General features: G+C 39.5%; 14 protein-coding genes and 2 pseudogenes. 1 reads left to right on the plus strand and 15 read right to left on the minus strand.

Annotation, left to right across the window (positions count from 1 at the left end; translation table 11 throughout):
- Nucleotides 1-175: 175 nt before the first annotated feature.
- From A5870_RS12785 to A5870_RS12830, 10 genes and pseudogenes are all read right to left on the minus strand, one after another.
- A complete protein-coding gene (locus A5870_RS12785; protein WP_086293208.1) occupies nt 176-1,171 on the minus strand; it encodes a LacI family DNA-binding transcriptional regulator in 996 nt (331 codons plus the stop codon).
- Between the two features lie 190 nt (nt 1,172-1,361).
- The gene (locus A5870_RS12790; protein ID WP_242596039.1) at nt 1,362-3,227 is read right to left on the minus strand and encodes a glycoside hydrolase family 66 protein; all 1,866 of its coding nucleotides are present in this window, start codon (nt 3,225-3,227) and stop codon (nt 1,362-1,364) included.
- A gap of 129 nt (nt 3,228-3,356) precedes the next feature.
- Nucleotides 3,357-5,664 (minus strand): annotated as a pseudogene (locus tag A5870_RS17865) (TIM-barrel domain-containing protein).
- Between the two features lie 22 nt (nt 5,665-5,686).
- Complete coding sequence (locus tag A5870_RS12800) at nt 5,687-7,303, minus strand: glycoside hydrolase family 13 protein (protein ID WP_086293211.1); 1,617 nt, start codon at nt 7,301-7,303, stop codon at nt 5,687-5,689.
- 1 nt (nt 7,304) lies between these two features.
- Nucleotides 7,305-7,937, minus strand: a complete 633-nt coding sequence (locus A5870_RS17805) for a YesL family protein (RefSeq protein ID WP_086293213.1) — start codon at nt 7,935-7,937, stop codon at nt 7,305-7,307.
- 77 nt (nt 7,938-8,014) lie between these two features.
- The gene (locus A5870_RS12810; protein WP_086293215.1) at nt 8,015-8,902 is read right to left on the minus strand and encodes a carbohydrate ABC transporter permease; all 888 of its coding nucleotides are present in this window, start codon (nt 8,900-8,902) and stop codon (nt 8,015-8,017) included.
- A 20-nt stretch (nt 8,903-8,922) separates the two neighbouring features.
- Nucleotides 8,923-9,840 carry an ABC transporter permease gene (locus A5870_RS12815; protein ID WP_086293217.1) on the minus strand — a complete coding sequence of 306 codons (918 nt, stop codon included), beginning with the start codon at nt 9,838-9,840 and terminating at the stop codon, nt 8,923-8,925.
- Nucleotides 9,841-9,919: 79 nt separating this feature from the next.
- Nucleotides 9,920-11,584: an extracellular solute-binding protein gene (locus A5870_RS12820; protein ID WP_086293220.1), complete on the minus strand. Its 1,665-nt coding sequence runs from the start codon at nt 11,582-11,584 to the stop codon at nt 9,920-9,922.
- 268 nt (nt 11,585-11,852) lie between these two features.
- Nucleotides 11,853-13,043, minus strand: a pseudogene (locus A5870_RS12825) (IS256-like element ISLgar5 family transposase).
- Between the two features lie 297 nt (nt 13,044-13,340).
- Complete coding sequence (locus tag A5870_RS12830; protein WP_086293222.1) at nt 13,341-14,687, minus strand: aspartate ammonia-lyase; 1,347 nt, start codon at nt 14,685-14,687, stop codon at nt 13,341-13,343.
- 158 nt (nt 14,688-14,845) lie between these two features.
- On the opposite strand from A5870_RS12830, the gene A5870_RS12835 reads away from it, so the two are divergent.
- On the plus strand, nt 14,846-15,277 hold the full coding sequence (locus tag A5870_RS12835; RefSeq protein ID WP_003125427.1) for an Lrp/AsnC family transcriptional regulator: 432 nt from the start codon (nt 14,846-14,848) through the stop codon (nt 15,275-15,277).
- A 58-nt stretch (nt 15,278-15,335) separates the two neighbouring features.
- Here A5870_RS12835 and A5870_RS12840 read toward each other — a convergent pair whose 3' ends face one another.
- The 5 genes from A5870_RS12840 to A5870_RS12860 all read right to left on the minus strand — a co-directional run bounded on the left by A5870_RS12840 (nt 15,336) and on the right by A5870_RS12860 (nt 20,044).
- Nucleotides 15,336-15,782, minus strand: a complete 447-nt coding sequence (locus A5870_RS12840) for an Lrp/AsnC family transcriptional regulator (protein WP_005470356.1) — start codon at nt 15,780-15,782, stop codon at nt 15,336-15,338.
- Between the two features lie 92 nt (nt 15,783-15,874).
- Nucleotides 15,875-17,047, minus strand: coding sequence for an MFS transporter (locus A5870_RS12845; protein WP_086293224.1), 1,173 nt, complete (start codon nt 17,045-17,047; stop codon nt 15,875-15,877).
- 14 nt (nt 17,048-17,061) lie between these two features.
- Nucleotides 17,062-17,814, minus strand: a complete 753-nt coding sequence (locus A5870_RS12850; protein WP_021150487.1) for an amino acid ABC transporter ATP-binding protein — start codon at nt 17,812-17,814, stop codon at nt 17,062-17,064.
- A gap of 25 nt (nt 17,815-17,839) precedes the next feature.
- Nucleotides 17,840-18,811 carry an NAD(P)-dependent oxidoreductase gene (locus A5870_RS12855; protein ID WP_005470349.1) on the minus strand — a complete coding sequence of 324 codons (972 nt, stop codon included), beginning with the start codon at nt 18,809-18,811 and terminating at the stop codon, nt 17,840-17,842.
- Nucleotides 18,812-18,823: 12 nt separating this feature from the next.
- A complete protein-coding gene (locus tag A5870_RS12860; protein WP_005470347.1) occupies nt 18,824-20,044 on the minus strand; it encodes an aminotransferase-like domain-containing protein in 1,221 nt (406 codons plus the stop codon).
- Nucleotides 20,045-20,049: the final 5 nt, after the last annotated feature.

Below are 20,049 nucleotides of genomic sequence, written 5' to 3' on the forward strand. Positions count from 1 at the left end.
GAGCCACAATGGATAGCGCCCGTTTCACCAATGAGACACAATCCGATTGTGTCGCATTGGTTTCAAAAGATTTACATAGAACTTTCAAACTATTAAACTAGCGAAAAGGCATTAACATTAATTTAAAAATTTAAATATTATTTTTGCATTGTTTAATTATCGTTTTAGAGTGATTTCACTTAACAGAATTTCTTACTACAATTTTGTGCTTTACAATTTTGGATTTTACTTTTTCATCTTTATCCACGATTTTTAGTAACATACCAATTGCATCACTACCCATCTCATGAAAAGGTTGTGACACTGTTGTTAATGCTGGTGTACTCATTCTTGCAGCTAATGAATTGTCATAACCTATTATTGAAAGTTCATTGGGAATTTTAATTCCTGCTTCAGAACAAGCTGACATTACTCCCAATGCTGTCTCGTCACTGGCGCAGACAATTCCGTCATAGGCGAGACCTGCGTGAATAATTTCCTTCATATTCTGCTTTCCAGTATCAAAACTATAATCACCAAAATAAATATCCCTATCAGAGTATTCAATTTGATGATGGATTAATGCTTCTTTAAATCCCTTTATCCGTGCTATACCCGCAATACGATCTGATGGATTTACACCAATCAAAGCTAACTTTCGACTTCCCTTCTTGACTAAATAAGAAGTCGCATCAGCAATCGCCTCTTCATCATTGACCTTAATAAAAGGAATATCGCCACTCACCGTGTCTGCCGAAAGTAAAACACACGGAATGTTATGGCTCTTAATCAAATTAACTTCATCGGCTGATAAGTCCACAGAGAAAATAATAAATCCATCAACATTTCTTTCCTTCATAAGCGTTATACTTTCCTTCATTCTGGATCCATCTAGACCTGCGTGGGTCAATATAACATTGTATCCTCTTTGATACGCCTCATCTTCGATACCACTGATAACATCTCCATAAAAAGTAGTCGCATACTGTGGCATAATAATACCAATTAGTTCGGATTTTTTACTTACTAAGGATACTGCGGATTTATTCGGACTGTATCCTAGCATGTGCGCAATAGTTAAAATTTTTTGTTTTGTTTCTTCACTATATCCACCACGATCATTAATCACTCGGGAAACAGTAGCTATCGAGACATTCGCCTTCTTGGCAATATCTTTAATTGTATAATGCATAAAAACCTCCTGGGTAAACGCTTACGTTATTAGCTATAGTATTACACAAATATCTAGAAAATTCGAGCGATTTTAGTAGAAAAAACCAACTGTTCTTCAATTATCTCACAATGAAGAATAGTTGGTTCATATTATACTTTACCTTTTCAAGGTAGAATCATGCTTAACAGCAAAAGTATTCGCTTGATTCTCATTTTTTTGTAGAACGAAAATAAATCATATTCCAATATTCCAATGAGGGAACTGTGATTTCAATAAAGTTCCCTTGCGTATCAGAACCATATGCCATCTTTAATTCTTTAGCAACAGAATTATATGCTGGATCTGGTGAAGTCACCCAAGCACTTTCAAATGAGGCATCCGTATAATACTTAATGGTCACATCCTCAATTATAGTTGGTGTCTCCTTTTTGCCCTCATTGGCGCGCCAATCATTATCTGACACACCAAGCAAATTAATCATTTGAATGGTATCAAAACCATTCCCTGACTTACTATATACCCAGACTTTATTCGGCTGTCCGTCTTTTGAATGCTCATGGTTAACAACTTCAATCAGATGTCCATTATCTTCTAATCCATCTCGTAAAAGATTTTGATATGCAACAATGAAATTCTGTAATTCTTTTTGACGTTCTTCATGTTCATCAGACATATACAAATTGTGCTTAGGAAAATATTCATTAGATAGCATTTTATCGCCATCACCTATCTCTATACGTGACCCACCTGCTGCATATACGGCAGCATCTGTTAGAAGCACAGCTGACAAATTAAAAGGCTCATCTATCACACTTTCTGCATAGTCATATTCCATGTATGCGGGAATTATCAAAGATTTGCCTCCACTTTGAGCCCTTGATTTATCAATCACATTTTTTAGACTTTGATAGGTATTGTACTGTTCTCCATCACTCGATGTATCCCATGGCCAAATTTCTGCGTATAAAACATCAACAGCTGATGTATTTACTTGTTCAATCCCTTGAGCACCTACGGGATTAAATGATAATTGATAGCCATCTAATTCGTCTTTTGCCTTATCTAAGAATTCTTTATAACCATCTTTAACATAAATACCTTTGGTCTCGTCCCCAATCATGTCATAGGTCCACATTTTGCCCCATTCGCCGACGGTGTCTCCATGCCAACCATCAAAACCCATTATCTGTAAGGCTTCTAAGTTTTTTGATAAAATATAGTCTTGCCATTCGGAATTTTGTATATCAAAGAAAAAAAGATTGGATTGGCCGGTAGGACTTGCCCCCATTGAAAATTGAAAACGATCCCCTTTATTTTTACCAACATCGTGATCTTCTGCATACCATAATCCCCACTCTTCTTTAATACCATACTGAGCATAATTATTGGTCGCTGCATAAATCATATTATATGACATATTTGTCATGCCTTTGGCTCTGGCATCCGCAATATAACGCTTGACTGTTTCTCCACTAATTATTCGTCCTGCCCAATCTTGCCATTCCATTGAACCATCTTCAGGAATTAATTGATGATGAAGATATTTCCAATCATAATATTCAATACCATTTAATTGCCATTGACTCATTTGTTCAATGATTGCTTTTGTATCAATATCTTTATCAAAATTCGTCAAATACCCATATCTCGGAAATTTTGTCCATGTGCTAGAGACATCAATTGCCTTATTTGTCTGTGTAATTGTCTTACCTGCTTCGTTATTTACTTTGATTTGCAACAGATATCCTTTAAAATCGGTATGTGGTGGCTCCCACTCAATCTTTAGCTCTCCTCGACCGTTGATTGTCTGCCATGCATCTGTTTGTTGGGCCACGATTTCTCCCAAATGTGTCACTACTAATTCATAGAATCCCTGATTCTTCTTGGCCTCATCTCTTAGTGAGATAGTTACGTTTACCTTCTCCCCAGGCTGATACATTGATTTGTTTGCAGATACGTTATCAATTGAAATATTGCCTTGTTTTTCTTTACTCATTCCAATCATTCCAATCACTCCAAAAACTACGACAATAGTTAACGCTACACTCATTACTCTCCAATATTTCTTTTTCATATTTGCTCCTTTCAATATCTTATTGAAGAAATGCCGTTCTATCAAAAAAATTCGAACTATAATGTAGCCAACCTGTTACTATTTGCAACAAGTTAAGGCGGCCATCAATATAATTCGGCTAGTGGATACTCAGTCCATACGCTGATCTGTATATTCACATTCAAATAACGCTTGTGATAAATCACTGGAAGGCAATTGCGAAAATAAATTGAATCGTTTCTTTTTACTTTTTTCCTTTTGATAGCGTGCCCATAATTGATCCTTGGTTTCATTTTCTATGTTGGATCGTTTTAAAATATCAAATACGTCTTGCTCACTTATTTGTGTTTTGCTATAAGCAAATCCTGCAAGTTGGAAAGTTTGTTGCTTTTCTGGTTGATGAATTAAAATGATCTGTTCTTTTGATTGATTATCGTAGATAGATGAGCGCACATCTCCATTTATTTGTACTTCATCTGTAACACGTAAGTGGAATTCATGCTGGCGATTTTTCGATAAGATGCTCTTTTCCCCATTCGTTTCAATCATTAACGTTTGTGCATCATTATCCAATTGAACACGGGTGATGCAACGCAAACCCTTTATATCCTCAATTAATTCATACTGATTGCTACTCCCTGGAAAGATTTCCCAACGAATTGTTGCAGGTAATTCATTCGCCTTCGTTTCTTCAGGATGTGCGTCCAGTGGCAAAATTGCCCCTGCTTTTGCTAAAACAGGAATGTTATTTAACGGACGATCCATGGTGATCGTCGTATCGCCTTCATAACGACAATTTCTGAAAAAATCAAACCAGTCCCCTTGTGGTAAAAAGACATCTACTTTTCCTAGCTTTGTCGCTTTATCCATTTGTTGAGTAATTGGTGCAATCAACAATTCTGACCCAAAGAAGTACTGATTACGTGTACGATAGGCATCATCTATTTCCGTATAGCGGTAATACATAGGCTGCATCAACGGCTCACCTTGTTCGTGTGTGTGTACATTTGCCGTATATAAATAAGGCAACAGAGCATGACGAAGTTGTAAATAATCTTTCATAATTGTGGCAATTGTCGGTTCAAAGTTCCACGGCTCTTTACTAGTAAACGCGCTGGACGAACTATGCAATCGATTGATTGGACTAAAGACACCAAAACTGTAACCACCGTAACGATAATTCTTCATCCTTGTATCCTGACATATGGCCACCAATATCATGACTCCACCATGAATAGCCGATATTAGAAGCTGTTATTGTCATATACGGTTGAAAATCAAGAGATGCCCAAGTGATAACGGTATCTCCTGAGAAACCAATAGGGTAACGATGACTCCCAGGGCCGGCATAACGTGATAAAATCAATGGATCGTGCTTACGATTTGCTTGATCAAGAAAATGATAATGGTTCAACTGCCAAAGCGGATCTAAACCAGCAACTTCACTTGTTGTTCCTTGTTGCCAATCAATCCACCAAAAATCAACACCATCTTCTTCCATTGGATGGTGTACATCCTCGAAGTAACTCACGCGGAAGTTTTCATCATTTAAATCAAATCGAGCAGACTCTTCTATTTCTTGGTCAAGATGTAAGCGTGTCGCTACCCGTGGATAGGCATGCTCGAATGCGCGAATGCCATCAGCTGGATGAACATTTAATGTAATAGCAAGGCCACGGTCACGCAGTGCTTTCAAAAAGCGTTTTGGATTTGGAAATAGTTGTTGATTCCATGAGTACCCTGTCCAACCGTTCCCAAACCGTTCAGGAACTTCTGTTAAATGCCAATCCATATCAATAACCGAAACAGACAAAGGGATCTTTTCGTCTTTAAATTGCTCAATCAGGCTGAGGTAACTCTCTTCCGTATATTTCCAATAACGGCTCCACCAATTTCCTAACGCATAACGCGGCAACAATGGCGTTTCTCCAGTCAAATGATAAAAATCTTTTAGTGCTTGGAAATAATCATGCCCATAAGCAAAAAGATAATAGTCCACTTCACTTCCTTGCCGCTTTACAGGGTGATGCCTTTCATCTAACGCAAAGGATATTGCATCATCAAGCATTGTGACTCCATTCCGACTCAGGATACCATTTTCCAGGGGCACTTCCCCGTCTGCTCCGTCCAGTGTTCGAGTAGTTCCTTTTAAATTCCATTCATTGTCACCAAAGCGCCAATGATGAATATACCCTGTTGCAAAACGTACATCCATTGAGACAGTATATTCATTAGATTCCTTCTCTTTCTCATAAAACAGGTCTATATTCGGCGTATGAATGTCTAATTGGTCTTCGGTCTCAGAAAATGAGACTTCCGGTTATTCAAATATTCGATTGACAATGGTATGGGTAGGTCGGTTTTCAAATTGTCATTCTACACTGTATTCCATACGAGCTAACTGATTCGTTAAAAGAGTTATTCGGTAATATTTCCCCTGAAAAACTGTTTGAGTCATTCTAGTCTCCTTCTAATAATTTTTAAATTTTTGCAACAAATGCTTCATAAGGCTTCAATGATAGTTCGCCTATTTTAGGTAATGTATCTTGATAATTATGAATAAGTACTTCTTCAATTGCTTCTGATAACATAAACGTTTTCTTATATGCTGAAAAATTCGCAACGATTAACCATTTTTCTCCGTCCAATAATCTATAATAGGCAAATACTTCTTCCGGTGTTCCTTCTATTAGTTCATATTCGCCCCATACTACAATCTCATGCTCTTTACGCATTTCAATTAATTTTTTATATGTGTAAAAAATTGAATTCGTATCTGCTAAATTCTCCTTAACATTAATCATTGGATAATTTGGATTTACATGTAACCATGGTGTTCCCTTTGTAAACCCAGCATTCTCACTTTCATCCCATTGCATCGGTGTTCGTGCATTGTCACGTCCCTTAGCATTAATCGATGATAGAATGGATTCTTTAGTATACCCTTGAGCCAAGCGCTCGTTATACATATTAATACTCTCGATATCATCTACCTCTTCAATAGAAGAAATTGGACAGTTTGTCATTCCAATTTCTTCACCTTGATAAATATAAGGTGTTCCTTTCATCATGTGCAAAAGAATAGCAAACATTTTTGCACTTTCAACACGATACTCTTTATCATTTCCCCAGCGAGAAACAATTCTTGGTAAGTCGTGATTATTCCAAAAGAGGCTATTCCATCCTTGATGGCCCAACGATGTTTGCCACTTGGATAAAACCTTCTTTAATTGACCTATAGATAGTGTCTTTAGATCCCATTTATCTTTCCCCTCTTGTTGATCTAACCCGATGTGTTCAAATTGAAAAACCATCGAAAGCTCTTTTCGCTCAGGATCCGAATATAATTTTGCAATCTCGGGTGTTGCCCCCCATGTTTCCCCCACAGTCATCACATCAAGAGAGCCAAATGTTGCTTGATTCATTTCTTGTAGGTAGGTATGTAAAAGTGGACCATTCCCTGTGATGCCTTGATCTGGTAGTTTTCCGATTAAATCAATCACATCCATTCGGAAACCGCCAATCCCCATGTCTAACCAGAAATTCATCATGTCATACACTTCTTGACGAACTTTTTCGTTTTCCCAGTTCAGATCTGGCTGTTTCTTACTGAAAAGATGTAAATAGTATTGTCCTGATTGTTCATCCAATGTCCATGCACTTCCACTAAATGTTGAGTGCAAGTCATTGGGAACCCCACCATTGATTGGGTCTCTCCATACATAATAATCACGGTATGGATTGTCCTTGCCTTTTTTTGCTTCTACAAACCAAGCGTGCTCATCAGAAGTGTGGTTGACAACAAGGTCCATCACTAATTTTATTTCTCTTTTATCGGCCTCATGAATTAGTTTTTTCATATCATCCATCGAACCAAACTCACTCATAATATCTTCATAATCACTAATATCATACCCATTATCATCGTTGGGCGATTGATATACAGGAGATAGCCAAATGGCCGTAATTCCTAAAAATTGCAAATAATCTAACCGCGAAATAATACCTGGAATGTCTCCAATCCCGTCACCGTTGCTATCCTGAAAACTTCTCGGATAAATTTGATATACCACTGCTTTTTGCCACCATGCACTCATGTTACCGCTCCTTTGACAATTCATATTTTTTAAACACACTTAACACTAATAATGACTTTAAGAATATAAGAAAACTACAGCCAATAAAGATACTTATAAACAAAATAAACACAAATGCAATGGGTGATGTTCCCACCAAAACGCATAAGAACAACGTTATGAGAGACAGTATCACGCTCATCCAAAAGTTTGCTATAAAAAGCTTCATAGAGTTCATGAAGATAGACCTCGCTGAATCTCTAAAACGCGCGATATATCCATACGTGTATTGGCTGCTTAACAAAAGAATCAGACCAACAATGGATACGCCTATTAACCCAATGACATTTTTTTGTTCTGAATGAATCATGTAATTCAAATCAACTAGAACAATGAAAAAAACCATTGTTTGAAGAATACTAAAGCCTATTGCTTGCTTGAAATTCTGTTTATAGGCCAAAATAAAATTTCCTAAGATACGCGTATCATTCGCTTCTTGCAATTTAAAACAAACTGAATAAGCCGCACTGATCGTTACACCAATCGTGATAATCGGGATGCTTCCAATTAACATACACAAATTGAGAACGAGCAGACTCCATAACTTCATCAAGACGTTATATACAGGACCATCTATTCGAAAAAAAGAGTTCATTGATTTACTTCCTTTCTTTCTTACGTTCTTAGTTCAAGCCATTGATTTGTTTTTTCATCCCCGTATTATGCTTCATATTATTCTTTTACAGCGCCAACGACAATTCCTTGGACAAAGTATTTCTGTAAAAATGGATAAATAACTAACAATGGGACAATTGCAACAATAATTTTGGCTGCATTCAAATTACGATCCGACACAGCCAATAGGCTTTGCAACTGCTCTGACGTCATACCACTAGCATTTTGCAAGGTTTCTGCAATATTGACAGATAGCGATTGAATATACGTCATTAACGGGTAATTTTCAATTTTTGTCATATAAATTAAGCCACCAAAGAAATCATTCCAACTGCCAACAATACTAAATAAAGATACAGTTGCTAGCGAAGGCAAAGATATTGGAATATAGATTTTGCGCAACACATCAAATGCATTTGCTCCATCTAGCAACGCAGACTCTTCAAGTGATTTAGGAACACCACGGAAAAAGTTCATCACCAAAATGACACTACCTATAGGCACAGCTCCAGGTAATATTAACGACCAAACGCTGTTGATTAACCCCAGATTGCGAACAATCAAATACGTTGGAATCATCCCACCGTTAAACAACATCGCAAACACCATTAAACCCATAAAGAATCTTCTTGTCCGAAACACTTTTTTTGATTTGGATAACGGATAGGCTAAGGTAACAATCATGACTAAATTCAAAATCAACGCAACAAATACTCGAAAAACAGAAATGCCAAATGACCGCCAAAACTGTGTATCATTAATGATTCTTTCGTACGCTGCCCACGTGAAATCAACTGGCCAAAGCCCAACTTGATTTCCTGCAGCCGCTTGAGAACTACTTAATGAAAGGGACAATACGTTTAATAAAGGGACTAAACAAGATAGGGTTAATAGAATAACAATTACATAGATCACAAATTGACGAATACCAAATTTTTCCTTCATTTTTTTCTCCCTTCAGCGAATTAAAACATCACGCGATTGGTTGCTTTTTCGGCAGCTTTATTCGATACATAAATCAAAATTAAACCGATGATTGATCGAACAAGACCTACTGCAGCCCCTAAACTATAATCACGACCGATTAATCCAATTCTATAAATATAGGTATCTAGTACATCCCCACTTGCATAAACTGGCGGAGAATATAAGTTGTACACCTGATCAAATCCGGCACTTAGAATACCTGGCAAAGCCAAGATTGTTATCAAAATAATAAAGGACATCATGCCCGGAATCGTGACATGCTTCACTCGTTGAAACCAGCTAGCGCCATCCATTGTTGCTGCTTCATATAAACCGGGATCAATAGATGTAATCGCAGCTAAGAAAATAATGGAATTGTAGCCAAAGCCTTTCCATACGTCTGTCCAAATCAACAAATGCGGAAACACCGTATTGCTACCCAAAAAGTTGATTCGATCAAAGCCCAGATTTTGCAATACTTGATTCACCGTACCATCTAAATTAAATAAATTGAGAATGACTGAAGCTAAGATTACCCATGATAAAAAATAAGGTAGATACACAATCGTTTGCATTGTTTTTTTCATCCATTTGATTCGAATTTCATTTAACAATATGGCAAAAATAATTGGAATAATTGTATTCAGGATAATTTTTCCTACTGCGATAAACACCGTATTGTATGTTACTTGCCAAATATCTGGCAAATTGAAAATATAGATAAAATTATTTAATCCTACAAAATCAGAGCCTAAGAAACCGCGAGCGGGCACAAAATCTTGAAATGCCATAACGAGACCAAACATTGGTGCATATGAGAAGATTAATAGAAAAATTATTCCTGGGGCAATCATTGCGATAAATAGCCATTGGTCCTTAGAGAACAATTTCTTCTTTTTTACTGCCAGCTTGTCCATACACTTTCTCCTTACTTGATAAGAATAGTAAAGCATTTGTAGTAATGAACAAATGCTCTACCTTTATTAAAAAAAACGCTTATTTATCCGCGAGCTTTTGCATCTCTTCTAAAATTGCTTGTCCTCCTTGACTGTTCCACGTGTCTACATAAGAAGAAAAATTATCTAAAGATTCTTCTCCTGTGACAAACTTGATAAAGGTCTCTTCTTCTAGTTTCGAAATTTGGGCACCATTGCGCTCACTTGCTTTGATTGTCTCAAATGTCGTAAATGGCGTAACTTCATTGTAGATATTTTCTTCTCGTACACTGTTCATTACATTATCTACAGCCAATAATCTAGATGCATAAACGGCCCAATCTGTTGGATCTGCATTGCTTGGATCATCTAGATAGGCTTTGATCTTTTCCGCATTATTTTTTACAGTGAAGCTTGAAATATCATCAATATTTATCTCACCTTCAGCCGCTTGAGACGCTTCTACTGCATCAGATATTTCACTTAAATTTTTAAACATTTCAATATTTACTGGTCGAACTGAGCCATCTACAGCTTGTTGAGCATAGGCATAAATTTCAGGATAATCTTTTTCCATATCTGCTGAATTTGGTACTTCATCAAATAACAAGTTAATAATTTTTACAACTAATTCAGGATTAGAAAAATCTTTACTTACAACAACATAACCACCTACACCAGGCTTACTCACACCATTTACTTGTCCATCACTACTCTCAATTGCATATGGCGTAAATGTGGCATCAGGATTGGCTGTTTTGGCTTGAACCAATGCCCAATCAGATAAATGCCATGGTCCAGGTATAATGCCAAGCTCTCCATTGATCATCATGGCATTGATATCGTCGTAGGTTCTAGTGCCAAACTGATCATCTAAGACACCTTCATCAAACAGCTGTTTGACATAACTCAAACTTTCTTTCGTTTCTTCTGTATTTGATCCATAGACTAATTGTCCATCTTCACCAACTAAATAATTTTTAGGGTAAGAATTGAAGGAATTGAATATGGCTGTTGCTGTATATCCAGACCCTCCATGGCTATCCGAAGTTAGCCAATTGGCAAATGCTAAACCTTGTGTTTTCCCTGTTCCCCCTGCGTCTTTTTCTTTAAATGTTTTCGCTGTAGTTTCTAACTCATCCAACGTAATTGCATGGTTGCCATCTTCATCCAATTTGATATTTAGGTCATCTAACCAATCTTGTCTAAGCCAAACCAAATTTGGGCCGAAATCATTTGCGGTGCCTGGAAGCCCCATTAATTGATCATCAATTTTTGCAGAATCAATTTGCACATTGTCAAAAGATTCGTAAATACTTTTGATGTTATCACTAGCATATTCCTCATACACATCGGTCAAGTCAGCAATTAAATCATTATCTGCCAATTCTTCCATTTCATCTCTACTAACAACCATTACGTCTGGAAGATCACCCGAAGCGATAGCAAGTGACACTTGTCTTGTAAAATCATCGCCATTTGCCTCAAATGCACTTTCAATACTAACCCCTAATTCTTCTTTAATCAGTCTTCTGTAAGCATTATCCGCGTAAGAATCTCCTTCAGGAAGTTTAGAGTTGGGCTGTGTTTGTTGACCTATGGTCATAACAATATTTCCATCAGCATCGGTTTTGGCTTCTTTGTTTGTTTCACCGTCGCAGGCGGTGAGAGCAAACATGCTACCTAATACAATTGAACCTGTTAAAAATTTATGCATCTTTTTCATTTACTCTGCTCCTTTTAATAATTTTACGTAACCGTTTACTTAAAATGCTAAAAAAAATGAAGAAACAAAACCAAAAACAACGTAAACGTTTACTTAATTATGTTACCATCTAACAATTATATTTGTCAATAGCGCTTTCATTTATAATGTTTTCAAAATTAAGTTATCTTGTATTCATTTTTAAATATAAATAAAGAACAAGATTAAGAATTTTGAGGGGAGCGTCAATAATTTTGTGTAAATGATTCTTCCCTACTGCAGATTGTTTCTAATTCTCAATCAGTTGGCTTAGCATTTGTTCAAGTTCGCCTTCGGCCTGTTGAAAGCCTTTATGACTGCGACCTAGGAATTTTTGGTTGTAAGTATCAAAAGACGAGACTAAGAAACGTTCCATCGACTCTTCGTTTTGGAACTATTCCTTGCGGTGGCTGTATTTCTTGATTTGCTTATTAAAGGATTCAATCAAGTTCGTAGAATAAATACTCTTGCGTATGGCCAAGGGGAAATCATAGAAAGTGAGCAAGTGATCGTTCGAAAGAATCGATTCAACCACTTTTGGATAGCTGGTTTTCCATTTTTCCGCAAAAGCACCACGTGCTTCCAACGCCACCTCTTTAGATGAGGCTTGATACACCATTTTAAAATCATCACAGACTTCCTTACGATCATCGACACGCACTTTGTGACTGATATTACGGGAAACGTGTACACAACAATGTTGAAAACGAGCTTTGGGATAGAACCGACTAATCGCTCCTACCATCCCCTTTAAGCCATCCGTGATGAACAGGAGGACATTTTTCAAACCGCGCTCTTGAAGGTCCAATAAAATTTCCTCCCAAATCGTGATGGATTCAGTCGGTGCAATCGCATAGCTCAATACTTCCTTTGATCCGTCCGGGCGAATGCCAACTGCGATATGAATAGCTTCCTTGGCGACGGTTTTCCGCTTTAACGGAATATACGTTGCGTCCATATAAATAGCAGAATAACGGTCATGAAGCTCCCGCCCTTTAAACGCCGTTACCTCTTCTGTAAATGATTTTGTTATATTGGACATGGTTTGGGGCGTGTAGTGATGCCCCTACATTTTCTCAATCAAGTCTGCGATTTCCGACATGGTAATACCTTTTCGGAAGAGGTGAATGACGGTCTCCTCTAACGTGTCATTCGTCCGTCTATAAGCAGGAACAGTCTGTTGCTTGAACTCACCATTGCGGTCGCGCGGAATCTGGAGATGAAGTTCCCCATACTCGGTCTTGACCGTACGGTCATAGGAGCCGTTACGAGAATTACCCGTGTTAAAACCAATGCGATCATACTTTTCGTAATCTAGGAAAGCCGTTAACTCCGTTTTGAGAAGCGTATTGACTGCTTTCTCCAAATGGACACGGAATAATTCATTCAAATCGCCTTTGTTCGCTAGAGTCTTTAGAATTTCTGTAGTAAAATCGTTCATAGGGAAGTCCTCTCTTCTGTGAATGTGTTGTGGTAACTCTATTCTACAGAAGGGACTTCCTTTTTTCTATTTACACAAAATATTTTACACTCTCCTGAGTTAAACTGAATATCATTCTGTCTATATAAATTTTAAGATGGATTACCATACTTTTGTTTGACTCATTGACAAAAATCTAAAAAACTTATCCTCAGCGAGATTGAGTGTCTTTTACCAGACACAAATCCCTACTACAGATAAGTTTTTTATTTTTTTATGCTTTTAGGCTTTTAGGTATATGGATATTTCAGTTTTTCCTTACTGATAAGTTTCTGTCCGCAAGAATTCTTCTTGCTTTAATAGCTCCTCGATGGAACAATTTTTTTCCAATGCTTCTTTGACAAAAGCAGTGGCTTTTTCATAACCAATTTGCGGTGAAAGGGCTGTAATAGTCCCTGTACTGTTATTTACAGCTTTCGAACAAGCTGTTTCATTGACGGTAATACCTGCCACACATTTATCGGCAAAAATTTGACACGCTTTGGTCAACAGTTGACATGATTCAAATAAATTATGGAACATCACCGGCTCAAAAGCATTCAATTCCAATTCTCCGGAAGCTGCCGCAAAGGTGATGGCACCGTCATTTCCAATCACTTGAAATGCAATTTGACTGATAACTTCTGGAATGACTGGATTGACTTTGCCCGGCATGATCGATGAGCCTGCTTGTCTTGCTGGCAAGTTGAGTTCATGAAAACCAGTTCGCGGACCGCTGGCTAAGAGACGCAGATCATTGGCGCTTTTGTTCAATGTGATGGCAATCGTTTTTAATCCACCTGAAATCGAGGCGAAACTGTCGGTATGCTGTGTACTATCAATCAGGTCATTCGCTGGCCGTAAAGGTCTTGGAAAACGTCGGTTCAATTCTTGATAGAGGTATTCTTGATAGCGATAGGACGCATTAAGACCTGTCCCAATGGCTGTCCCACCCATATTTAAGGTCAATAGTTCTGCCGATAAGTGGTGCAGCCGTTCACGGCAACGCGTCAAACTGTGGGCATATGCAGCGAAACTTTCCCCTACTGTCATTGGCACCGCCTCTTGCAGTTGGGTTCGCCCCATTTTTGCCACGTGCTGAAATTCTTTCGCTTTCATATGCCATCTGTCAATCAACTGTACCAGCGCTTCAGCCAATTGTTCAATATATACAAGCAAAGCCAGTTTCCCAGCACTAGGATAGACATCATTGGTGGATTGGCTTTGATTGACATCGTCTAAGGGATGAAGATATTGATATTCCCCTTTCTTATGCCCCATCAATTCTAACCCGCGATTGGCGATCACTTCATTCACATTCATGTTGGTGGATGTTCCTGCTCCCCCCTGAAATGTATCAACAATAAATTCTTCATCCCACTTGCCCATGATGATTTCTTCCGCAGCAGTCACAATGATTTGTGCTTTTTCTTTGGATAGCGTGCCAGATTGTTGATTGGCTAGCGCAGCTGCGGCTTTGATACGTGCTACTTGTTTGATCATCGTCAGATCAACTTTTTGATCAGTGAAAGCAAAATTTTCTTTTGCGCGATAACTATGAATACCATAATAAGCCCCCTCGTATATAGGTAGACTGCCAATTGTATCTGATTCGATCCTCATCATGATTTAAACGCCCCTTTTTGTATTATATGTGATAAAATATCACATAAGAGAAAAAGACACGAGCCTTTTCAGCCACCTCTTTGTTAATCCTTGAAATTGATTCCTTTCACTTTGAAAAACAAAGAGAAACAGTACAAAAACAGAAAAGAGGAAAGTATTTGGATGAACTAGATAAAAAGTTGTTGAATCTGTTGCAGCAAAATGGTCGGTTATCGATCAAAAAGTTAAGTGAAGCGTTATTCATCACTGCACCTGCTGTTTCCCAACGAATAAAACATTTAGAAGAAACCGAGCAATTGTTGTATTATCAAGCGACGATTGACTATGAACAAGCCGGCTTGCCGATCAAAGCATTTATCCACCTGTCGATCGAACCACAGCAAAAAGCAAGTTTCTATCCTTTCATACAGGCGATCCCCAATGTGTTGGAATGTGATTGTGTCACCGGCCCTTATTCAATGTTAATCAAAGTCGTTTTCCCTTCTACGAAATCATTGGACAGCTTTATCAATGACTTGCAAAAATTCGGTCGAACCAACACCCAAATCGTTTTCTCGACGCCAGTTCCCTCTCGAGGATATCAATTCTGAAAACCCAAAAAGCGCGCTTATCTCACATAGACAGGCACGCTTTTTTTATATACAGGGGTCACTGGTCATCGACTGGCACTTGCAACCCTCGTGGTCCGACATTCGTTGAAAATACAATGTGGGTTTTGGTATCCCCATAAAATTGCAAATCTGTGATAAACCGATCCAAGACGACCGTATCACTAAAATAAACCTTCAAGAGCATAGAATAATCTCCAGTGATACAGTCACACTCGATCACATTTGGGATGTCTGCGATATAGGCATAGAAGGCTTCTTTATCTTTGGCATTCACTGCGCAATGGACATACGCTTTGATCAGATAACCAAGTTTTTGGTAGTCGATCAGTGCCTGATAAGAACGGATATACCCAAGGGTTTCAAGGTTTTGTACCCGCACAGAAACAGATGGCGATGAAATAAAGCATTGCTCTGCGATCTGTTTGACAGTGACTCGGGCATTTTGCTGCATGATGTTCAGTATCTTGCGGTCTAAGTTATCCATAATCATCCCCCGTTCTCATTATTCTCTCAGTTTATCGAGAAAACAACAGAAGCGCAAGTTGCAGATTACATCGTATGTTAAATTTCCTAACATCAACGCTGAGATAATTGGAAATAGCGATAAACAATCATCGCCCCACAAGCAAACAGACCACACCCAAAAAACATCATGTCAAAGCCAAAAAGACTGGCGATGATTCCCCACAAAAAAGCCCCACCTCCATAAGCTACATCTAAGGCTGCTGAAAATACCGCTGTCCCTTGCCCTCGCTGCGCCTCAGACACCGATTCTAATACAATCGTATTCATCACAGGCAATAAGCCGGCATAACCGACACCATAACAACTCGCGGCCAGAAGCAAGCCGCTGAGCTGTGTCGTAAATGGCAACAGACAAAAAGAAACCAAAATCAATAATAAACTGCCATAAATCAATGTAGCCGTTTGGATTTTGGCGAGCAAACGTGGAAATACGACCCGTGTTGTGACCGTCATGATCGACATGACCGTAAAATAATAGCCTGCGCCGATAATCTCACGTTCAAGGGCATATTGTGCAATAAACGCCACCACGCCAGAATTGGCAAAGCATATCAAAAAAAGGATACCGCTAGGAAACACAACCGCTTTGATGCGAAGCAGTTCTCGTAACGATGATTTCGCTTCGCCAGAGTGCGTATTCCTCCGTGAAAAGGGCTGTTCTTTCAAAAAGAAACTCAACAAAAAAGCTGTTCCGCTCAACAAGACAGCCATCCGAAAAAGTACAGGAAATCCATAATTTTCTACAACAGCAAGTCCTATCAACGGGCCGATGGCACTCGGCACAGCCTGGGCGATACTGAAATCCCCCAATCCGACTGCTAATTTGCCTTCAGGAATCGTATCAACTGCCATCGTCGCTGCTGCTGTCGCTTGCAAACTATTGCCCACCCCTTGCAAGATGCGCAGACAAAAAAGCATCAATAGCCCCTGCAGCAGATTCAATAAACTAAAATCAATCAACAGAATGGCTAATCCCATACAAAGCAAGACTTTGCGTCCATATCGATCCAATGCCACACCGATTGGCAAACGGCAAAACAAAGCAGATAGACCCAAGACACCTACAATGGCGCCAGATACTGCTTTAGAACCACCTAAAGAAGCAACATATAACGGCATGGTCCCCATTTGGGTCGTGATGGCTGTCATTGCTAGTGCCGTGACCACCATCACTAAGTAAAAATCTTTCGACCAAAGCCGACTAGAGCTGTTCACCTTTTCCATATTGTGCCTCGCTTCTATACAGCTAATTGAAAACGTACTTGTGTCAAAAATTGCTGTGTACGTTCTTCTTGCGGATCCTCAAAAATTTCTTCTGGTGTTCCCGCTTCTACCACCACACCATCCGCCATGAATATCACTTTATCCGCGACTTCTTGTGCAAATTGCATTTCATGCGTCACGATGATCATCGTTTGCCCACTATCAGCCAGTTGCTTCATGACATTTAGGACATCACCGACAAGTTCTGGATCGAGCGCTGAAGTTGGTTCATCAAACAGTAATAATTCTGGCGTCAAAGCCATCGCTCTGGCGATACCTACACGTTGTTGCTGTCCGCCAGACAGTTGACTAGGATACATCATAGCTTTATCTGCCAAACCCACTTTTTCTAAGGCAGATAACGCTGCTTTTTCTGCCAGTTTTTTTGGGAAACGCCGTGGTGTGCGTAGTCCTTCCGCCACATTTTGCAACACATTCATGTGGCTGAACAGCTCATAGGATTGAAAGACCATCGCTGTTTTGCGGGCGATCTCCAATCGTTGGGTTTTGCCAATATGTGCGAGATCATACTGGAAGTCACCGATAGAATAACTCCCCGCATCAGGCTGCTCCAACAAATTCAAGCAACGCAAAAAGGTCGTTTTTCCAGAGCCGCTAGGACCAATGATGCATACAACTTCCCCACGTTCAATTTGTAAGCCAACATTTTTTAAGATGACTTGTTTATCGAAAGACTTCTTCAATCCTTTGATTTCTGCTTGCAGCATACTCCCACCCTTTCTTTTCTATCGCTCAAAGCGCGATCGTATTGGCAGATTGTCCTTCTAGCAAAATATCTCTTGCATTGTTCAAAGCTGTTTCTGCAATTTCTTGTACAGCCAATTGGGTATAATACGCAATATGCGGGGTCAAAAGCACATTTGGCAGTTGATTCAGCTGTTGATAATAAGGATTTTGATCCCACCCAACTGAAAAATACCGTTCTTCATTGGCGATAGCGTCTAATACAGCACCAGACAAACGCCCTTGCGCGAGTGCGGCAATCAACGCATCCGTATCAACGATTCCCCCACGTGCCGTATTGACCAGACAACTGCCAGGCTTCATCTGTGCAAAAACAGAGGCCGAAAATAGCCCTTCTGATGCTTTTGTCAGCGGGATATGGATCGACAAGACGTCCGATGCAGCAATCAAGGTCTCAAAGGACACATATTCGACAATCCCCTTCAACCGAGGATTTTCACTCCTACTAGTGGCAATCACATGTCCCCCCATATGATAAATCGCTTCTGCGACTAGAGCACCGATTCGACCAGTGCCTAACAAACCGACTGTTACGTCTTGTAGCTCCCGACCAATCACAGACCGTCGATCAAGTTTTCCTTTGATCATTGCTGGAATATTGCGTAAAGCCATCAAGATCGACATCACAGTGTAATGGCCCACCGATGTTGGGCTATAAGAAGGGACATTGGTGACCGTCAACTGATGCTTTTGCGCCCAGTCAAAACGAACACCGTCGACCCCCGTTGATTTGATCGATAACTGCTTCATCCCTAAAATATGCAAGCGTTGGTACAGGGACTCATCTTGCTGCATAGCCAGACTAGGATACAAACAGATGCCGTCGTGCCCTGCTGCCAAATGGATATTCTCCCAAGACAAGCCCTCCATTACGATCGTCACTGGTGTTTTGTGGATAAATTGCCACCGTTCGATATAAGCAATTTCCTCTTCACTTACCCCGTAATAAATCAATTTCATTGGCAACACCTCCTAAATGACCCCTTCATATGCTGGCGGCATAGCGTATTCCAACGCATCACCTAATAAAGCGATCCCTTGATCGATCTGTGCCAATGTCGGCTTCGTAAAATTCAGCCGAAATGAATGCTCATAGCCTTTTCCCGCAACACTCATGATGTTGCCTGGAATGACCGCAACTTTCGCCTCATCAAGGTAATCATAGAACCGCTCTGCGTCCATCTCAGTCGATAGGAAACAGGTGATAAAATAGCCGCCTGTTGGTTTGATAAAGGTAAGCTTATCCGTTGGCAGTGCCTGTAATGCTTGCAGCATGCGGGCATATTTCTCTTGATACAACAAGGTCAATTGGGCCACATGACCTTCGAAATCATGATGATCCATATATTCGGCCAATACCACTTGCCAATAAAAATTGGTGTGGGAATCGGCGGATTGCTTGGCCAAAATCAATTTTTCCATTGCAGGACCAGCAGCCATCATAAAACCAATCCGGCTGCTGGGTGCCAAAATTTTTGAAAAAGATCCCGCATAAATGATTCGTCCTTCGGTATCTAATGTTTTCATCTTAGGGATCGGTGTACCTTCATACAACAACTCACCGTAAGGATCGTCTTCAAAAATCAGCACATCATATTGACATGCCAATGCATAAATGGCTTTACGTTTTTCCAATGGCATTGATGTGCCTAAAGGGTTTTGGAAAGTGGGGATCAGATACAACATTTTCACTCTTGCGTCTGTTTTGAGGATTGTTTCTAAAGCGTCAAGATCCATTGATTCTGCTGCAAGATCCATCGGTACCGGCACTGGTATCGCCCCATATCCTTTGATAGCATTCACCGCACCGGAAAATGTTTGCTCCTCGCATAACACCACATCGCCTTCATTACAAAAGACTTTTACCGCCAAATCCATGGCTTGGGTCGATCCCGAAACCACCAGCACCTCCTCTTCGTTATCGATATTTGACAATTGACGCAAACGTTCTTTGATCAAGGTCCGTAAGCGCGGATACCCCTCTGATGCCCCATACTGCAAGAAAGACTCTGGGTCCGCTTCGTTATATAATTTTTGCGAGATCTCTTTCAATGTAGCCATTGGAAATGCTTCTGTCGGTGGAAATCCGTAAGCAAAGGAAATAGCTGCTGCAGACTCCATATTTTTTTTTGCATTCTCTCTTAATGGAGATGCTTCTAATGTCATGATACGTTGTGCGAATTGATAGGCCATTCTAT

Origin of the sequence: Enterococcus sp. 2G9_DIV0600 (assembly GCF_002140615.1) — a bacterium.
Lineage (GTDB): Bacteria > Bacillota > Bacilli > Lactobacillales > Enterococcaceae > Enterococcus_D > Enterococcus_D innesii.

What these genes read in the sequence shown, in the direction of transcription:
- A5870_RS12785 (WP_086293208.1), bottom strand. Translation starts at nt 1,171, where the DNA reads ATGCATTATACAATTAAAGATATTGCCAAGAAGGCGAATGTCTCGATA.
- A5870_RS12790 (WP_242596039.1), bottom strand. Translation starts at nt 3,227, where the DNA reads ATGAAAAAGAAATATTGGAGAGTAATGAGTGTAGCGTTAACTATTGTC.
- A5870_RS12800 (WP_086293211.1), bottom strand. Translation starts at nt 7,303, where the DNA reads ATGAGTGCATGGTGGCAAAAAGCAGTGGTATATCAAATTTATCCGAGA.
- A5870_RS17805 (WP_086293213.1), bottom strand. Translation starts at nt 7,937, where the DNA reads ATGAACTCTTTTTTTCGAATAGATGGTCCTGTATATAACGTCTTGATG.
- A5870_RS12810 (WP_086293215.1), bottom strand. Translation starts at nt 8,902, where the DNA reads ATGAAGGAAAAATTTGGTATTCGTCAATTTGTGATCTATGTAATTGTT.
- A5870_RS12815 (WP_086293217.1), bottom strand. Translation starts at nt 9,840, where the DNA reads ATGGACAAGCTGGCAGTAAAAAAGAAGAAATTGTTCTCTAAGGACCAA.
- A5870_RS12820 (WP_086293220.1), bottom strand. Translation starts at nt 11,584, where the DNA reads ATGAAAAAGATGCATAAATTTTTAACAGGTTCAATTGTATTAGGTAGC.
- A5870_RS12830 (WP_086293222.1), bottom strand. Translation starts at nt 14,687, where the DNA reads ATGATGAGGATCGAATCAGATACAATTGGCAGTCTACCTATATACGAG.
- A5870_RS12840 (WP_005470356.1), bottom strand. Translation starts at nt 15,782, where the DNA reads ATGGATAACTTAGACCGCAAGATACTGAACATCATGCAGCAAAATGCC.
- A5870_RS12845 (WP_086293224.1), bottom strand. Translation starts at nt 17,047, where the DNA reads ATGGAAAAGGTGAACAGCTCTAGTCGGCTTTGGTCGAAAGATTTTTAC.
- A5870_RS12850 (WP_021150487.1), bottom strand. Translation starts at nt 17,814, where the DNA reads ATGCTGCAAGCAGAAATCAAAGGATTGAAGAAGTCTTTCGATAAACAA.
- A5870_RS12855 (WP_005470349.1), bottom strand. Translation starts at nt 18,811, where the DNA reads ATGAAATTGATTTATTACGGGGTAAGTGAAGAGGAAATTGCTTATATC.
- A5870_RS12860 (WP_005470347.1), bottom strand. Translation starts at nt 20,044, where the DNA reads ATGGCCTATCAATTCGCACAACGTATCATGACATTAGAAGCATCTCCA.